This window comes from Acidocella sp. (assembly GCF_028687955.1).
Lineage (GTDB): Bacteria > Pseudomonadota > Alphaproteobacteria > Acetobacterales > Acetobacteraceae > Acidocella.
In genome coordinates, this window is the sequence record NZ_JAQTZC010000027.1 from 1 (window position 1) to 15,897 (window position 15,897).

The 15,897-nt window shown below is 61.1% G+C and carries 16 protein-coding genes; 3 read left to right on the forward strand and 13 right to left on the reverse strand.

The genetic code is table 11. The annotated features are described in order from the left end of the window. From grxD to purC, 6 genes are all read right to left on the reverse strand, one after another. On the reverse strand, positions 1-290 hold a 290-nt coding region (gene grxD, locus PHE40_RS05285; protein WP_299959049.1), incomplete at its 3' end, for a Grx4 family monothiol glutaredoxin. 15 nt (positions 291-305) lie between these two features. Next, positions 306-539 carry a BolA family transcriptional regulator gene (locus PHE40_RS05290; RefSeq protein WP_299959052.1) on the reverse strand — a complete coding sequence of 78 codons (234 nt, stop codon included), beginning with the start codon at positions 537-539 and terminating at the stop codon, positions 306-308. 12 nt (positions 540-551) lie between these two features. Further along, complete coding sequence (gene purL, locus PHE40_RS05295; RefSeq protein WP_299959055.1) at positions 552-2,723, reverse strand: phosphoribosylformylglycinamidine synthase subunit PurL; 2,172 nt, start codon at positions 2,721-2,723, stop codon at positions 552-554. Then, positions 2,720-3,379, reverse strand: a complete 660-nt coding sequence (gene purQ / locus PHE40_RS05300; RefSeq protein WP_299959058.1) for a phosphoribosylformylglycinamidine synthase subunit PurQ — start codon at positions 3,377-3,379, stop codon at positions 2,720-2,722. The genes purL and purQ overlap by 4 nt, the downstream gene beginning before the upstream one ends. Positions 3,380-3,432: 53 nt before the next feature. Beyond that, entirely contained in the window at positions 3,433-3,675 is a 243-nt protein-coding gene (purS, locus tag PHE40_RS05305; RefSeq protein ID WP_299959061.1) for a phosphoribosylformylglycinamidine synthase subunit PurS, read from the reverse strand. Beyond that, positions 3,672-4,436, reverse strand: a complete 765-nt coding sequence (purC, locus tag PHE40_RS05310; RefSeq protein WP_299959064.1) for a phosphoribosylaminoimidazolesuccinocarboxamide synthase — start codon at positions 4,434-4,436, stop codon at positions 3,672-3,674. Before purC ends, purS begins: the two co-directional genes overlap by 4 nt. 143 nt (positions 4,437-4,579) lie before the next feature. On the opposite strand from purC, the gene PHE40_RS05315 reads away from it, so the two are divergent. Continuing rightward, complete coding sequence (locus PHE40_RS05315) at positions 4,580-5,545, forward strand: GGDEF domain-containing protein (protein ID WP_299959067.1); 966 nt, start codon at positions 4,580-4,582, stop codon at positions 5,543-5,545. 59 nt (positions 5,546-5,604) lie between these two features. On the opposite strand, the gene PHE40_RS05320 is transcribed toward PHE40_RS05315, so the two are convergent. From PHE40_RS05320 to PHE40_RS05335, 4 genes are all read right to left on the reverse strand, one after another. After that, positions 5,605-6,669 (reverse strand): alkene reductase, encoded by a 1,065-nt coding sequence (locus tag PHE40_RS05320; protein ID WP_299959070.1) that lies wholly within the window; start codon positions 6,667-6,669, stop codon positions 5,605-5,607. A gap of 83 nt (positions 6,670-6,752) precedes the next feature. Then, positions 6,753-7,775: a TrkA family potassium uptake protein gene (locus PHE40_RS05325; protein ID WP_299959072.1), complete on the reverse strand. Its 1,023-nt coding sequence runs from the start codon at positions 7,773-7,775 to the stop codon at positions 6,753-6,755. Between the two features lie 59 nt (positions 7,776-7,834). Continuing rightward, the gene (gltA, locus tag PHE40_RS05330; RefSeq protein ID WP_299959075.1) at positions 7,835-9,148 is read right to left on the reverse strand and encodes a citrate synthase; all 1,314 of its coding nucleotides are present in this window, start codon (positions 9,146-9,148) and stop codon (positions 7,835-7,837) included. A gap of 168 nt (positions 9,149-9,316) precedes the next feature. Continuing rightward, the gene (locus PHE40_RS05335; protein WP_299959078.1) at positions 9,317-9,838 is read right to left on the reverse strand and encodes a histidine phosphatase family protein; all 522 of its coding nucleotides are present in this window, start codon (positions 9,836-9,838) and stop codon (positions 9,317-9,319) included. 137 nt (positions 9,839-9,975) lie between these two features. Between PHE40_RS05335 and PHE40_RS05340 the strand changes: the two genes are divergently transcribed. Next, complete coding sequence (locus tag PHE40_RS05340; RefSeq protein ID WP_299959081.1) at positions 9,976-10,647, forward strand: DUF6134 family protein; 672 nt, start codon at positions 9,976-9,978, stop codon at positions 10,645-10,647. A gap of 14 nt (positions 10,648-10,661) precedes the next feature. On the opposite strand, the gene PHE40_RS05345 is transcribed toward PHE40_RS05340, so the two are convergent. The 3 genes from PHE40_RS05345 to PHE40_RS05355 all read right to left on the reverse strand — a co-directional run bounded on the left by PHE40_RS05345 (position 10,662) and on the right by PHE40_RS05355 (position 14,170). Next, positions 10,662-10,943 (reverse strand): hypothetical protein, encoded by a 282-nt coding sequence (locus PHE40_RS05345; protein ID WP_299959138.1) that lies wholly within the window; start codon positions 10,941-10,943, stop codon positions 10,662-10,664. Between the two features lie 215 nt (positions 10,944-11,158). Next, positions 11,159-12,178 (reverse strand): ribonucleotide-diphosphate reductase subunit beta, encoded by a 1,020-nt coding sequence (locus PHE40_RS05350; protein ID WP_299959084.1) that lies wholly within the window; start codon positions 12,176-12,178, stop codon positions 11,159-11,161. 117 nt (positions 12,179-12,295) lie between these two features. Beyond that, on the reverse strand, positions 12,296-14,170 hold the full coding sequence (locus PHE40_RS05355) for a ribonucleoside-diphosphate reductase subunit alpha (RefSeq protein WP_299959086.1): 1,875 nt from the start codon (positions 14,168-14,170) through the stop codon (positions 12,296-12,298). Positions 14,171-14,403: 233 nt separating this feature from the next. Here PHE40_RS05355 and PHE40_RS05360 point away from each other — a divergent pair, with 233 nt between their 5' ends. Next, the gene (locus PHE40_RS05360) at positions 14,404-15,768 is read left to right on the forward strand and encodes an MFS transporter (protein ID WP_299959089.1); all 1,365 of its coding nucleotides are present in this window, start codon (positions 14,404-14,406) and stop codon (positions 15,766-15,768) included. Positions 15,769-15,897: the final 129 nt, after the last annotated feature.

Below are 15,897 nucleotides of genomic sequence, written 5' to 3' on the forward strand. Positions count from 1 at the left end.
AGTTCGCCGCTCTGGTACATTTCGGTCACGATGTCGCAGCCGCCGATGAACTCGCCCTGGATATAGAGCTGCGGAATCGTCGGCCAGTTGCTGAAGCTCTTGATGCTGTCGCGGATTTCCGGATTCTCCAGAACGTTGACGGTCTTGAAGGCGACGCCCGCATGCTTGAGGATCTGCACGACGCGCGCCGAGAAACCGCACTGCGGAAACATCGGCGTGCCCTTCATGAAGAGCGCAACGGGGGAAGAGTCGATAAACGACTGGATTTCGGCGAAAACAGGTTCGGTCATGGGACGTAAAATTCCTTAATCGGGAGCGGCGGTTTGCAGGGCTAAAGCGTGCAGTGCGCCACCCATGTTACCTTGCAGGGCGGCATAGACCATCTGGTGCTGGCGCACGCGGGAAATGCCGCGAAACGCCGCCGAGACGACCGTGGCGGCGAAATGGTCGTTATCACCGGCCAGATCCTCGATGGTGATGACAGCATCGGGAAATGCCGATTTGATCAGTGCTTCGATTTCACTAGCAGGCATGGCCATGTTTTGTATCCTTCAGGCGAACCACGCGGGGAAAAATCCCTCGTTGGCCTCGCGCAGTATTGACAACGATATGGCGAGCCCGCCGGGCAGAGTCAAACATTCGTCGATGGTTGTATGGCCGATTTTTTGCGCCGGAATGCCGGCGGCAAAGGCGGCGGTGAGCAGGGGCTCCGCGTCCTCGGCCGCCAGAATATAGCGGGCCTGGTCTTCGCCGAAACAGAAGGCGGGGGTGGTGTCGGCCTGGGTGAGATCCGCGCCGGTGTTCCCGGCCAGGGCCATTTCCGTTACCGCGACGAGCAGGCCACCGTCGGAGAGATCGTGGCAGGCGGCAACATTGCCTTGCAATATCTGCTCGCGCACGAAATCGCCGTTGGCGCGCTCGGCGGCAAGGTCCACCACCGGCGGGGCGCCAGTCTCCAGGCCGCAGATTTCGCGCAGATAGAGCGAACAGCCAAGCTCGCCATAGGTCGAGCCGATCAGCACCAGATCCTGTCCGGGGGCAATGGCGATGCCGCGCGCCAGGGCGGCGTTTTCCAGCACGCCGACGGCGCCGATCGCAGGGGTTGGCAGAATGCCCTTGCCCTCAGTCTCATTATAGAGCGAGACATTGCCCGAGACGACCGGGAAATCCAGCGCGATGCAGGCCGCCGCCATGCCTTTGATAGCGCCGGCGAACTGGCCCATGATCTCCGGCTTCTCCGGGTTGCCGAAATTCATATTGTCGGTCACAGCCAGCGGTTTCGCGCCGGTGGCGGTGATGTTGCGCCACGCTTCGGCCACGGCCTGGGCGCCGCCCTGCTCGGGGTCGGCCATGCAGTAGCGCGGCGTGCAGTCGGTGGTGATGGCCAGTGCGCGGTTCGTGCCCTCCAGCCGCACGATGGCGGCATCCGACTCAGCGGGACGTTTGACCGTTTGGCCGCCGACGGTGGAGTCGTACTGGTCAAAAATCCAGCGCCGAGAGCAAATATCCGGGCAGGCGATCAGTTTGAGCAGCGCCGCTTCCAGGCTCATGTCCGAGGAGACCGGGCCAAGCGGCTCTGGCTTGGGCGCCTCGACATAAGGGCGGCGATACAAGGGCGCTTCATCGGAGAGCGGGGCGAGCGGGATATCAGCCTCCACCACGCCCTTATGCGTGATGACGATGCGCCCGGTATCGGTGATATGGCCGATGATCGCGTAATCCAGGTCCCATTTCTCGATGATCTGGCGCGCCATCTCGGCGCGTTCGGGCTTGAGCACCAGCAGCATGCGCTCCTGGCTCTCGGAGAGCATCATCTCATAAGCACTCATCCCGGTCTCGCGCTGCGGCACGTCGTCCAGGTTAAGCTCGATGCCGACCCCGCCCTTGCCGGCCATCTCCACCGAGGATGAGGTGAGCCCGGCCGCTCCCATGTCCTGGATGGCGACGATCGCATCCGTCTGCATTAACTCCAGGCAGGCTTCGATGAGCAGTTTTTCGGTGAACGGGTCGCCAACCTGCACGGTCGGGCGCTTCTCTTCCGAGGAGGCGTCGAACTCGGTGCTGGCCATGGTAGCGCCGTGGATGCCGTCGCGCCCGGTCTTGGAGCCGACATAAACCACCGGATTGCCGATGCCCGCGGCGGCGGAGAGGAAAATCTTGTCCTGCGCGGCGATCCCCACCGTCATCGCATTGACCAGCGGGTTGCCATTGTAGGCGGGGTGGAAATTCACCTCGCCGCCCACCGTGGGCACACCCACGCAATTGCCATACCCGCCAATGCCGCGCACCACGCCGTCGACGACTCGTTTGGTCACGGGCAGCTTCGGGTCGCCAAAGCGCAGCGCGTTGAGGTTGGCGACGGGCCGCGCGCCCATGGTGAACACGTCGCGCAAAATCCCGCCGACGCCCGTGGCCGCCCCCTGATAGGGTTCGATGAAGCTCGGGTGGTTATGCGATTCCATCTTGAAGATCGCGGCCATGCCCTCACCGATGTCGATCACGCCGGCGTTCTCGCCAGGCCCGTGGATGACCCATGGCGCCTTCGTCGGCAATTCCTTCAGCCACACGCGGCTCGATTTATAAGAGCAATGCTCCGACCACATGACCGAGAAAATGCCAAGCTCGGTGAAGCTCGGCACCCGGCCCATGATTTCCAGAACCTTGGCGTATTCCCCGGCGTTGAGGCCAAAGGATTTCGCGAGTTTTTCGTCAACGGGTTTCATGCGGCCGCCAGTGAGTCAAAAAAGGGTTTGCCGTCGGTGCCGCCCATCAGGGGGTCCACCAGGTCTTCCGGGTGCGGCATCAGGCCGAGCACGCGCAAATTGGGCGAATACACCCCGGCGATGGCGCGCGCCGAGCCGTTGCGGTTTTCGTCATGGTAGCGAAAGGCCACCAGCCCTTCGCCCTCCAACCGGTCCAGCGTCGCCTCGTCAGCGGTGTAGTTGCCGTCGCCATGCGCCATCGGAGCGCGAAAAACCTCGCCCTTGGCGTATTTGGCGGTGAATACCGTGTCGTTGCGCTCCACCTTCAGCATGGTGTCCATGGAGAGGAAGCGTAAGCCCGCGTTGCGCAGCAGCGCGCCGGGGAGCAGGCCGGTTTCGGTGAGGATCTGGAAGCCGTTGCACACGCCCAGCACATAGCCGCCGCGCGCGGCATGGTCGCGCACCGCGCGCATCACCGGGCTTTGCGCCGCCATGGCGCCGCAGCGCAGATAATCGCCAAAGGAGAAGCCGCCAGGGATGATGACCAGATCAAGCCCGGTGAGATCGGTCTCCTTATGCCACACAATCCTGGGCTCGGTGCCAAAGCTCTGGCGCACGGCGAGCACCATGTCGCGCTCGCGGTTGATGCCGGGGAAGAGAAGAATACCAGCTCGCATCGTTTTGCTCCTACCCAGCGGGCGAGGTAATGTAAAACCTTAAAATCAACCGCTTAAGCGGCGATCTCCACCTTGAAGCTCTCAATGACCATGTTGGCCAGGAGTTTTTTGGCCATCTCCTCGGCCGCGGCCTTGGCGGCGGCGGGGTCGGTTTCGGCCAGTTCCAGCTCGATGATCTTCCCGGCCCGGACCTCGCCAACCTGGGCAAAGCCCAGATTGTTTAGCGCATGGCCGATGGCCTTGCCCTGCGGGTCCAGCACGCCGGCCTTCAGCATCACGGTAACGACAGCCTTCATTGCATCATCTCCGGGCCCTTCATGTCGCGCGTGCCGGCTTCGGGCAGAATCCCGAGGCGGCGGGCAACTTCCTGATACGCCTCCTCGATCTTGCCAAGGTCACGGCGGAAGCGGTCCTTGTCCATCTTCTCGTTGGTCTTGGCGTCCCACAGGCGACAATTATCTGGGCTGATCTCATCGGCCAGGACGATTCTCATGTCCTCGTTTTCAAACAGGCGGCCAAATTCAATCTTGAAATCGACCAGCGTGATGCCGACACCCAGGAACAATCCGGTGAGGAAGTCGTTGATGCGCAGGGTCAGGTGCACGATGTCGTCCATGTCCGGCGGAGTCGCCCAGCCAAACGCGGTGATATGCTCCTCGGCCACCATCGGGTCGTTGAGCTGATCGTTCTTGTAGTAATATTCCACGATGGAGCGTGGCAGGCGGGTGCCCTCGGGGATACCCAGGCGCTGTGAGAGGCTGCCGGCGGCGACATTGCGCACCACCACCTCGATTGGGATAATCTCAACTTCTTTAATAAGTTGTTCGCGCATATTCAGGCGGCGGATGAAGTGCGTGGGGATGTTGATTTCCGCCAGCTTGATCATCAGGAACTCGCTGATGCGGTTGTTCAGCACCCCCTTGCCGGTGATGGTGCCCTTTTTCTGGGCATTGAACGCCGTGGCGTCATCCTTGAAATATTGCACGAGGGTTCCCGGTTCGGGACCTTCGAACAGGATTTTTGCTTTGCCTTCATAGAGTTGCCGGCGGCGTGCCATAGGGAATACCTTCAGAGTTTTAATAGGAGCGGTCTATACCAACCAACCGCGGCGAGCGCCATGGCTACTCCCGCATGGATGATACGCCGGCGTGATTGTTGTCCGCTCTTTAAGTTTTTTATGGGACTATCCGGCTCAACCTCATGACAGAACTGATCCATACCGTCGCTGACCTGACCGACCTGCGGAATAAGGATGTTCTGGAAGCCGCTCTTGCGCGGGTGATTTTCGAGCTGGCCGAGGTGCAGCGACTGTCGATCTGGCGGGTGGTGGCCGAGGGGTCTGGGATCAGGTTGCGCGAGCGGCTGTCTCTGCCGGCACAGGATCGTCCCGGGCAGGAGATAAGCCTTGAAGATACGCGCAAGGAATGGCGCGATTGTTACGCCAAACGGTGCTGCATCTACGGCCCGCGAGATGAGACCGGGCTGTGCTGCCATGTTTTTCCGCTTTGGAACGAGCGTGAGATCATCGCGATGATGGAGCTTTTGTGCCCCTCAAAGCTGGAAGGCGATCAGGCCCATACAGTCCACGGCCTGCTGCGCGTGTATCGCAATCATCTGGGATTGCTCGACTACGGTGACCGCGATGAGTTGACCGGCTTGCTCAACCGGCGGACTTTCGGCACTTATTTCAAGCAGATCGCGGCGGAAGACGCCATACATGCCGTCATTGCCGTGGTGGATGTCGATTTTTTCAAGCGCGTGAACGATCAGTTCGGCCATCCCTATGGCGATGAGGTGCTGATTCTGCTGGCGCGGCTGATGAGTGAAGCTTTTTCCGGCGTTGAGGGGGTTTTTCGCTTCGGCGGCGAGGAGTTCCTATTGATTCTGCCCGAGATGACACGGGAGGAAGCTTGGGCCGCGCTGGATGATTTTCGGGCCACCGTGGCGCAGGCTTCGTTTCCGCAGGTCGGGCGGGTGACGGTGAGCATCGGCTTCAGCACGATCCAGACAGGCGACAACGGTGCGGCGGCTTTTGGCCGTGCCGATGAGGCCCTGTATTTAGCCAAGCACAGCGGCCGTAACCGCGTAAAATGCTATGAGGAGCTTGTGCTGGAAGGATACCTCGCCGGAACCAAGCATTCCGGCGGCGATATCGAACTGTTTTAGCGCTATCGTTTAAGGCTCGCTCAACCGAGCGAGCCGAAAGCGTGAATCGCCCTAGAGCCTTACGCAAGCGCCTCTTCCAACGTGGGGTAGTCCGTGTAGCCATGGGGGCCGGGCGCATAAAATGTTGCCGCATCCATCGCGTTGAGCGGTGCACCGTGCTTGAAGCGCTCCACCAGATCTGGATTGGCGATAAAGAGTTTGCCCCAGGCGATGGCATCGGCCGTACCCGCGGCAAGGGCCGCCTGTGCGCTCTCCAGGGTGAATTTCTCATTGGCGATATAGACGCCGCCAAACATTTTCTTCAGTTGCGGCCCGAGTGAACCCGGCCCCTGATATTCGCGCGCGCAGATGAAGGCAAGCCCGCGTTCGCCCAGCTCCGCCGCGACATAGCCGAACGTCGCCAGAGGATCTGAATCGCCAGCATCGTGAGTGTCCATGCGCGGGGCGAGGTGCATGCCAACTTGGTCAGCCTCCCACACGGAGGTGACCGCATCGGTGACCTCCAGCAGCAGCCGCGCGCGATTCTTAACCGAGCCGCCGTAGTCGTCGGTGCGCTGGTTCGAGCTGTCCTGCAAAAACTGGTCAAGCAGATAGCCATTGGCGCCGTGGATTTCCACGCCGTCGAACCCGGCCATCTGCGCGTTCATCGCCGCCTTGCGGTAGGCCTCCACGATGCCAGGGATCTCCTCAATATCCAGCGCGCGCGGGGTGACATATTCCTGTTGCGGACGTACCAGGCTCACATGGCCCTTGGGGGCGATCGCGCTGGGGGCAACGGGGAGTTCGCCGTTGAGGAACAGCGGCGCGGAGATGCGCCCGACATGCCAAAGCTGTGCGAAAATGCGACCGCCGGCCTGATGCACCGCATGGGTGATGAGTTTCCAGCCCTGCACCTGCTCATCGGACCACAGGCCCGGCGTATCGGCATAGCCGACGCCGTGTGGCATGACCGAGATTGCCTCCGAGATAATGAGCCCGGCCTCGGCGCGCTGCACATAGTACTGGGCCATGAGCGCATTTGGCACCCGGCTGGCGCCGGCGCGCGCGCGGGTGAGCGGGGCCATGATGATGCGGTTGGGCAGGGTGAGGCTGCCAAGGTTCAATGTGTCGAACAATGAGGGCATGATACGTCCTGTAATGATTGAGTGGAGGTATATGTATATGTAGCTGCCTATATGCATCGCACAATAAGCGGGAGAGGTTAAACTCAACTGATTTTCGGCGTGCTCCGCCCAGAACGGGTGACTACCACCACACCGTCCCCCGCCTCAATGATAGTGGCGGGCGCGGGCCTGGTAAGCGTTTCACCGTTTTTACGGTTGATGGCGATGACGAACAGGCTGCCGATCGCATCCTGCTCGATCTTCTCGATGCTGGCGCCCGCCAGAGGGCTATCGGGCGATACGGCCAGCACCTCCAGCTCCAGCCCCAGAGTGTGCAGCCCCGCGCCCAGCGCGCGCATCCGCCGGGTATCGTCGGTGAAGCGCGAGGTCTGCGGAAACAGGATCAGCTGTGCGATGCGCTCAGCGCCGATATGGGTGGGCTCCACCACCGAACTCGCCCCCGCATGCAGCAGTTTGCCCTTGGTATTGGGCGAAACCCCGCGCGCGATGATCTCTAGCTCCTTGTTCAGGCTGCGCGCGGTAAGAGTGATGAACACATTCACCGCATCGTTGGGCACCACCGTGGCCAGGGCGCGCGCGCGGAGCACGCCGGCATCTTCCAGCACGCTCTCTATCGTTGCATCGCCCTGCCATGTGCGGAAGCCCTGCGCCGCCGCCTGCGCCAGCCGGGCTTCGTCAAGGTCGACGATAACGAACGCCGCCCCGCCCGCCTGCAACTCTTCCGCCAGCGCCTCGCCGATGCGCCCGTAGCCGCAGATGATCACATGGCCGGACATTTTCTCGATCTGCGTTTTCATCCGCTTGGTTCCGAACAATTGCTGAATTTGCGTATAGGTGAAGGCTTGCACCAGCGCGCCGGTGAGGAAGATGACGCCGGTGCTTCCCAGCACGATGGTGCCGATGGTGATGGCGCGCAGCTCGGGCGAATGGATTGGGTGGACCTCTTCATAACCCACGGTAAAAACGGTGATGATGACGAAATAAAAGGCATCCGCCAGATTCCACCCCGCCAGCACATAGGCAAGCGTGGCCAGCGCCGTGATGGCGAGCATATAAAACAGCCCGGCGATCAAGTTGCGCCAGGGGCCGGCGGGCAGGCGGTTCAACAAAAAAAGACCAAGGGAGTCGCCCCCCCTTGGTCTTCCGGCGTTCGTGAATCTGGGCATTAACCCCGTTGGTCGAGGGGGGTGTAGTCGCGAGTGGCGGCGCCGGTATAAATCTGGCGCGGCCGGCCGATGCGCTGCTGCGGGTCTTCGATCATTTCCATCCACTGGCTGATCCAGCCGACGGTGCGCGCCAGCGCGAAGATGGGAGTGAACATGGTGGTGGGGAAGCCCATGGCCTTCAGGATGATACCCGAGTAGAAATCCACATTCGGGTAGAGCTTGCGCGAGACGAAATATTCATCTTCCAGCGCGATCCTTTCCAGCTCCATCGCGAGGTCGAGCATTGGCTCGTCCTTGATGCCCAGGGCCTCAAGCACCTCGTAGCAGGTCTGCTGCATGATCTTGGCGCGCGGGTCGAAGTTCTTATAAACCCGGTGGCCGAAGCCCATCAGCTTCACATGGCTGTTCTTGTCCTTCACCTGCGCGATGAAGGCCGGGATGTTGTCCTTATGGCCGATCTCGGCAAGCATCTTCAACACGGCCTCGTTGGCGCCGCCATGCGCGGGGCCCCAGAGCGAGGCGATGCCGGCGGCAATGCAGGCAAACGGGTTGGCGCCGGTAGAGCCGGCCAGGCGCACCGTGGAGGTGGAGGCATTCTGCTCATGGTCGGCGTGCAGGATCAAAATCCGGTCCATCGCGCGGGTCAGGATCGGGTTCTGCACATAGGGCTCGGCCGGTACGGCATGGAACATGTGCAGGAAGTTTTCCGCGTAATTCAGCTCGTTGCGCGGATAAACGAACGGCTGTCCGGCGTTGTACTTATGCGCCCAGGCCGTGATGGTCGGGATTTTCGCGATCATCCGGTAGGCGCTAATCTCGCGCTGGCGCGGGTCCTGGGTGTCGATGCTGTCGGGGTAAAAGGCAGACATCGCGCCGACCACGGAGCAGAGCATGGCCATCGGGTGCGCGTCGCGCCGGAAACCATCCCAGAAGCGGCGGATTTGTTCATGCAGCATGGTGTGGCGTGTTATGCCGTTGGTGAACATGCCGAGCTCGGCCTTATTCGGCAAGTTGCCATACAGCAGCAGATAGGCGACTTCAAGGAAGGTGGATTTTTCAGCCAGCTGCTCGATCGGGTAGCCGCGATAGAGCAAAATACCCGCATCGCCATCGATATAGGTGATGGAGCTTTCGCAAGAGGCCGTGGCACCGTAGCTGGGGTCAAAGGTGAAAACGCCGAGTTCGTTCTGTAGCTTGCGGATGTCGACGCAAGCGGGGCCAAGCGAGCCTGTCAGTACGGGAAGGGGCGCTGTTTTTCCGTCATAGCTCAGCGTTGCGGTACCGACCTGCTTACTGGTTGCGGATTGAGACATGCGGATTCACCTTCTGATTGGTTCGAGGGGATGTTCGAATAAATAGTCTGGCATGGCGCGGACGAGGAAAGCGTTATTAAATCACGGGTCATATGTAAAGGCGGGCGCGCATGGCCGCCGTACAGCCTCGTCTCAGCATCGGGGCTTCAAATTAGTGCGCTTTTGGGTTCAAATGATATCAGCTGGCTTGATAAAGCGTTGCAGGGTTGCGCCATGCGCGCCCAGCCGCCGCCAGGGGGTGGTGACCAGAAATTCAGCCATGGCAGCGGTGGGGAAGCCATCGTTCAGGCGCACCAGGTCCGGCTGGGAGCTGGCGGGACCGGAAATTGCCAGCGCCAGATCATGCAATCCCGGATTATGCCCGATCACCAGCGCGCTGCGCACGGTTTCCGGCAATTCGCGCAGCAGGTCGCGTATCCGGTTGGGCGCGGCCATGTACAGAACGGGCAGGGAGTCAATGTTGGGCCATTCATCCCACACCCCGGCGGTCTCCAGTTCGGCGAAAGTCTGCTGTGTGCGCAATGCCGTGGAGACCAGCACGACATCAGGCGCAAGCCCGGCCTTGCGCATGGCGGCGGCGATGGTCGCCGCCGCTTGTCTCCCGGCGTCGGTCAACGGCCGGTCATGGTCTGAGGGGGCGGCGTTTGCTGGGGCCGCTTTGGCGTGACGGAGTAGAATCAGCTGATGCATGAAAGCACTCTGCCACGGCGCGTTATAGATGTCGCCCCTCCCGGCGACTGATCCAGGCGCAATGATTCATCGTATAATAACTTAGGCTGAGCCACTCAGCCGCTAGATCAGATCCACTCACGGCATGGGAATCAGTGATGCGAAGGCGGCGGTTTTTAGCGGGGACAGCGGCATTGGCCGTGGCGGGGCCGGCACTGGCGGATGAGCTTCCGGTACCCGCTGGCAACCAGATGTCCTTCCGGGTGCTGCGAAACGGCACGCCGATCGGCGAGCACCACCTGAATTTCATCCGCGGCAGCGATGGTCTGGTAGTGGACATCAACATAGCCCTGCTCGTCACCTTCGCGGGTATTCCCTTGTTCCGCTACGGTGCCACGGCACGCGAGCACTGGTCGGGCGGTGTGTTCCAGAGCCTGGAGAGCCAGGTGAACGACAACGGCGCCCGGCTGGCGGTGCACGCCCATAAAACCGCCGCGGGCTACAGCGTGGCGGGAATCAACCACGACAACCCAGCCAGGAGTTATCCCGAATACACCGCCCCGGCCGATACCATGCCGTTAACCTACTGGAACAAGGCGATGCTGAACGGCACGCTCCTTAACATCCAAACCGCACATACCTATGCGGCGGTTGTGAAGCCGCAGGGCTGGAACAGCCTGCCGACGGCGGAAGGCGGGGTGATAACGGCGCAGCGCTTCGATCTCAGAGGCAAGCTGCACTTAAACGTTTGGTACGATAGGTTTTCCCAATGGTCCGGTCTGGCGTTCCATGTGAGCGGCAACGAGAGCTATGAGAAGATAACCACATGAGAAGGGCTTCGAGCTTAGCCAGTGTGCTTCTCCGGATGGCGCAGATGCCATAGCCGCTCATGTGCGGCGACAAGACTTTCAATGGTTTTGCGCCGGTTGGAATCTGGCGGAACGCTCCGGCGGTTCAGCATCGTCTCCAGAATCAGCAACAATTGTTCAGCGATTTCATAATCGCTCTGGTCACAAGCATGATGAAAGGCTATCAGAATCTTATCTGACAACCTCCGGCTGTATCGCGGAACCGCCGCACTCGGTTTAATTTGGGACTTTATTTCGTCCTCGGGTACACTTGCCATGATGCATTTAGTCCACTGTAAATCCGCCATTACCCAATATTTCGCTGCACGATCTGCCTGTCAGCGGGCCGAAAGCGTTAATCTCCGGGGGTACGCCGCTATTATAGTATACGAAGGTATTAATCTACGCAAAGAGTAGATAATTCTTCACTATTAAACGCCGAGGTTGTTTTTTAGTAATCAAGGCGCACAACTTATAGTCACTCCATCAGTGTTTATTGCACCGGCAGGCCATCGGCCGCGGGGCTGAATTCGGCGAAGGCGTCCTCCCAGCTCCCGGTAGTTGAAGCCTTGCTGTATTCGGTGGAGCGGTTTTCAAAGAAGTTCGCATGTTCCACCGCGTTCAGCATCTCGTCTAGCCAGGGCAAGGGGTTCTTGTCGACATGGAAGAGCGCGTTGAGGCCAAGCTGCGTCAGCCGGCGGTCGGCGATGTAGCGGATATAGCGCTTCACCTCATCCGCGGTCAGCCCCTCCACCGCGCCCAGCTCAAAGGCGAGGTCGATGAAGGCGTCCTCATGGTCCACGATGGTGGCGCAGGTAAGGTAGAGTTCCCGGCGCAGCTCCTCGGTCCAGATTTCGGGGTTTTCCTGCACGAAGGTGCGGAACAGCTTGATGATCGACTCACAGTGCAGCGATTCATCGCGCACCGACCAGGTGATGATCTGCCCCATGCCCTTCATTTTGTTGAAGCGCGGGAAGTTGAGCAAAATCGCGAAGGAGGCGAACAGCTGCAGCCCCTCGGTGAAGGCGCCGAACGCCGCCAGGGTTTTCGCGATGTTGTGCTTATCGGAGACCGAGAAGCCGTGCATGAAGTCGTATTTGTCCTTCATCTCTTTATACTTAAGGAACGCGGTGTATTCGACCTCGGGCATCCCCACGGTATCGAGCAGATGCGAATACGCGGCGATATGGATGGTCTCGATGTTCGAGAACGCCGAGAGCATCATCAGCACCTCGGTGGGTTTGAACACCTGGGAATACTGCTTCATGTAGCAGTTGTTCACCTCGACATCCGCCTGCGTGAAAAAGCGGAAAATCTGCGTCAGCAGATTGCGCTCGGCCAGGGTCAGGTTCTTGTGCCAGTCCTTCACATCGTCAGCGAGCGGCACTTCCTCGGGCAGCCAATGCACGCGCTGCTGTGTCAGCCAGGCATCATAGGCCCAGGGGTAGCGGAACGGCTTGTAGACCGGATTCTCGGTCAACAGGTCGATCTTCAAGGGCAGGTTTGTGCTCATGGTTTAGGCCTTTAATCTCTATTTGTGCTGCCAAGGGGCTCTGCCCCTTGGATTCCCGCCAGGGCGCCGCCCTGAACCCGCTGGGGCCACGGACCCCAGACCCCGATCAGATTTTCGCTACTGGCAGGCCAGGCATTCCTCATAATTGGTTGAGGCGGGAGCCTGCACCCCAGGCGCCGCCTCCACCGGAATCCCGGTAAACTCATCCGGGCGCACGGCCTTCTCCGAGACTGTATCCGCCCGCTGGATCGACAGTGAACGGCAGTAATACAATGATTTTACACCTTTTTTCCAGGCCTGATAATGGTACTGGTGCAGGTCGCGCTTGTTCACATTCGCCGGCACGAAAATATTGATCGACTGGCTCTGGCAAATATAGGGCGTGCGGTCGGCGGCGTGTTCGATAATCCAGCGCTGGTCCAGCTCGAACGCGGTTTTATACACATCCTTCTCGTGCTGGGTGAGGAAGTCCAGATGCTGCACGCTGCCCTTGGTGGTGGTGATGGACGACCACGTCTCCTCATCATCACGCCCGTATTTTTCCAGCAGCTTCTGCAACGGCCTGTTGCGTACGGTAAAACTGCCCGAGAGCGTCTTCTGCAGAAACACGTTGGCGGCGATCGGCTCAATTCCCGGCGAGGTATTGCCGGTGATGATGGAGATGGAGGCGGTCGGCGCAATCGCGATCTTGTGCGAGAAGCGCTCCTGTATACCGTATTCCTCGGCATCAGGGCAGGCGCCGCGCTCTTGCGCCAGCTTCTTCGATGCCGCATCAGCTCCGGCGCGCAAGTGCTTGAACATTTTTACGTTCCACACTTTCGCCATCACGCTTTCCCAAGGCACGTTCTGGTCCTGCAGGAAGGAGTGGAACCCCATTACGCCAAGCCCCACCGAGCGCTCGCGCATGGCGGCGTATTTCGCCTTCTCCATCAGGTCCGGCGCCTTGTCGATGAAATCCTGCAGCACATTATCCAGGAAGCGCATGATGTCCTCGATGAACATCTCCTCCTTGTGCCACTCGAACCAGGTTTCCAGGTTCACCGAGGAGAGGCAGCACACCGCCGTGCGTTGCTTGCCATGCTGGTCCAGCCCGGTCGGCAGGGTGATCTCGGCGCAGAGGTTGGAGGTTTTCACCTCCAGCCCGGCCAGCTTGTGGTGCTCGGGGCGCGCGTTGTTCACATGGTCGGAGAACACCAGATATGGCTCGCCGGTCTCAATCCGCGCGGTGAGAATTCGCACCCACAGCGCGCGCGCGGAGATGCTGCGCACATGCGCGCGGTCCTTCGGCGAGGTGAGCACCCATTCGGAATCGGTCTCCACCGCGCGCATGAACGCGTCGGAGATTAAAATGCCATGGTGCAGGTTGAGCGCCTTGCGGTTGGGGTCTCCCCCGGTCGGGCGGCGGATTTCGATGAACTCCTCGATCTCGGGGTGCCACACGGGCAGATACACCGCCGCCGAGCCGCGCCGCAGCGAGCCCTGGGAGATGGCGAGCGTGAGGCTGTCCATCACGCGGATGAACGGCACCACGCCGGAGGTTTTGCCGTTCTGGCCGACCTTCTCCCCAATCGAGCGCAGATTGCCCCAGTAGGAGCCGATGCCCCCGCCCTTGGAGGCGAGCCACACGTTCTCATTCCAAAGCCCGACGATGCCCTCCAGCGAGTCCGAGGCTTCGTTGAGGAAGCATGAAATCGGCAAGCCGCGCGCCGTGCCGCCGTTGGAGAGCACGGGAGTGGCCGGCATGAACCACATTTTGCTGATGTAGTCGTAAAGCCGCTGCGCATGCGCGGCATTGTCACCGTAATAGGAGGCAACGCGGGCGAACAGATCCTGGTAGCCTTCGCCGGGCAGCAGATAACGGTCATCCAGTGTGGCGCGGCCAAAATCGGTCAGCAGCGCATCGCGGGAGCGGTCGATATGTACCTGGTGGCGCCCACGCAACTGGATGCCGTCGTCGAGCAGGACTGCCTCAGGTTTTGTCATCACATTCATCTGCCGCCCCTCATTCCTAAACGCAGGTTACTATACAACATCTAGTCATGAATGAAAGCAATCAATACTAGATGTGTTTGGGTGAGTTTTTTTCTTGCCGTGCTTCCCCGCCGAGTCCCGGCGGCGCGCAAAAACCCTCCGGGGCATCCGCGATCTGGGTACGCCGTGCCGCCATGTCCAGCAACAAAGCGATACATTGCGGCGACTCCGCATGGAGAGGGTATCTCCAAAACATGACAGCGGCGAAAACCTACACGCATGAGGAAATCCTCCCCGTCATCCGCGGCGTCGCCTTGTGCATCCTGCTCGCGGCGCTGGACCAGACCATCATCGTCCCCGCCGTGCCGCGCATGGCGCGTGACCTGGGCGGCGGTTCCCATATCGCCTGGATCATCTCCGCCTATCTGCTCACCGGCACCGCCGCCACGCCGATCTTCGGGCGGCTGTCGGACATTTACGGGCGGCGGCGGCTGATGCAGCCGGCGATTGCCGTGTTCGCCGCCGCCTCGCTGGGCTGCGCGGCGGCAACGCATTTCTGGGAAATCGCGCTCTGGCGGGCGGTGCAGGGCATTGGCGGGGCAGGGCTCATGGTCATCGCCCAGACCGCTATCGCCGATGTCGCGCCGCCGCGCGAGCGTGGCCGCTACCAGATATATATGAGCGGCATGTGGGGCATCGCCAGCATCGCCGGGCCGATGCTGGGCGGCGCGTTGACCGACAGCCTCTCCTGGCGCGGCATCTTCTGGGTCAACCTGCCCCTCTGCGCCCTGGCCTGGGTGTTCAGCGGCCGGGCGTTGCGCCGCCTGCCGCCGCATGCCGGCGCCGGCATGCGCATAGATTTCCTCGGTGCCGCCGTGCTGGTGTGCGCCATCACCGCCTGGCTGGTGCTGGTGGCTTCCGGCGGGCGCGATTTCCCCTGGGACTCGCGCGCAACGCTGATCCTGGTGGTATCCGGGGCGGCCTTTACCGGGTTGACCGCCTGGGTGGAGCACCACGCCCCCGCGCCGATGCTCCCGCTGCGCCTGTTCCGTAACGCCACGGTGCTGGGCGGGTTGCTGCTCTCGGCCACCAACTCGCTATGCACCTTCGGCGGCTCGCTGCTGCTGCCGTTGTTCTTTCAGTACATTAAACACACCAACGCCGCCGCCTCGGGCCTCTACACCACGCCCTTCCTGCTGGCCTTTGTTTTCCTCTCTTATATAGGAGGCAGAATCTCGCGCCGCTTGGGCCGCACCAAGCCCACCATACTGGCAGCCCTGGCGCTGTGCGCGCTGGGCCTCGGCCTGTTGGCGACCATGGGGGCATCTACGCCGCTGTTGCTGTGCGAAGCTTACAGCGTGTTGCTCGGTGGCGGCATCGGCCTGGTGCAACCCAACATCACTGTGGCCATCCAGAACGCGGCGCAGCGTGGCGATGTCGGCGTCGCCACCGGCTGCATGTTGCTCTTTCGCGCCATCGGCGGCGCGTTCGGCGCCACGCTGGCGGCGGGCATGCTGCTGGCGCACGGTTTTGGCGCGGGGTTTGGCGCCTGCGCGCTGGTGGCGCTGCTGGCGGTGGGCATCGCCGCGGTGATGCGCGATGCGCTGCTAAGATCATAACGGCCCATTGTCCGCCCTCCGCGAATATAGTTAAGCTTGCGTGTATCAAGAGGAGCATGCGCGTGGGAATTCTCGGCAGGATCAACAAAATTCTCGGCCGCCAGAGCGCGCCGCCGCCCGTCGCGCCGC

What these genes read in the sequence shown, in the direction of transcription:
- PHE40_RS05290 (WP_299959052.1), bottom strand. Translation starts at nt 539, where the DNA reads ATGGCCATGCCTGCTAGTGAAATCGAAGCACTGATCAAATCGGCATTT.
- purL (WP_299959055.1), bottom strand. Translation starts at nt 2,723, where the DNA reads ATGAAACCCGTTGACGAAAAACTCGCGAAATCCTTTGGCCTCAACGCC.
- purQ (WP_299959058.1), bottom strand. Translation starts at nt 3,379, where the DNA reads ATGCGAGCTGGTATTCTTCTCTTCCCCGGCATCAACCGCGAGCGCGAC.
- purS (WP_299959061.1), bottom strand. Translation starts at nt 3,675, where the DNA reads ATGAAGGCTGTCGTTACCGTGATGCTGAAGGCCGGCGTGCTGGACCCG.
- purC (WP_299959064.1), bottom strand. Translation starts at nt 4,436, where the DNA reads ATGGCACGCCGCCGGCAACTCTATGAAGGCAAAGCAAAAATCCTGTTC.
- PHE40_RS05315 (WP_299959067.1), top strand. Translation starts at nt 4,580, where the DNA reads ATGACAGAACTGATCCATACCGTCGCTGACCTGACCGACCTGCGGAAT.
- PHE40_RS05320 (WP_299959070.1), bottom strand. Translation starts at nt 6,669, where the DNA reads ATGCCCTCATTGTTCGACACATTGAACCTTGGCAGCCTCACCCTGCCC.
- gltA (WP_299959075.1), bottom strand. Translation starts at nt 9,148, where the DNA reads ATGTCTCAATCCGCAACCAGTAAGCAGGTCGGTACCGCAACGCTGAGC.
- PHE40_RS05335 (WP_299959078.1), bottom strand. Translation starts at nt 9,838, where the DNA reads ATGCATCAGCTGATTCTACTCCGTCACGCCAAAGCGGCCCCAGCAAAC.
- PHE40_RS05340 (WP_299959081.1), top strand. Translation starts at nt 9,976, where the DNA reads ATGCGAAGGCGGCGGTTTTTAGCGGGGACAGCGGCATTGGCCGTGGCG.
- PHE40_RS05345 (WP_299959138.1), bottom strand. Translation starts at nt 10,943, where the DNA reads ATGGCAAGTGTACCCGAGGACGAAATAAAGTCCCAAATTAAACCGAGT.
- PHE40_RS05350 (WP_299959084.1), bottom strand. Translation starts at nt 12,178, where the DNA reads ATGAGCACAAACCTGCCCTTGAAGATCGACCTGTTGACCGAGAATCCG.
- PHE40_RS05355 (WP_299959086.1), bottom strand. Translation starts at nt 14,170, where the DNA reads ATGAATGTGATGACAAAACCTGAGGCAGTCCTGCTCGACGACGGCATC.
- PHE40_RS05360 (WP_299959089.1), top strand. Translation starts at nt 14,404, where the DNA reads ATGACAGCGGCGAAAACCTACACGCATGAGGAAATCCTCCCCGTCATC.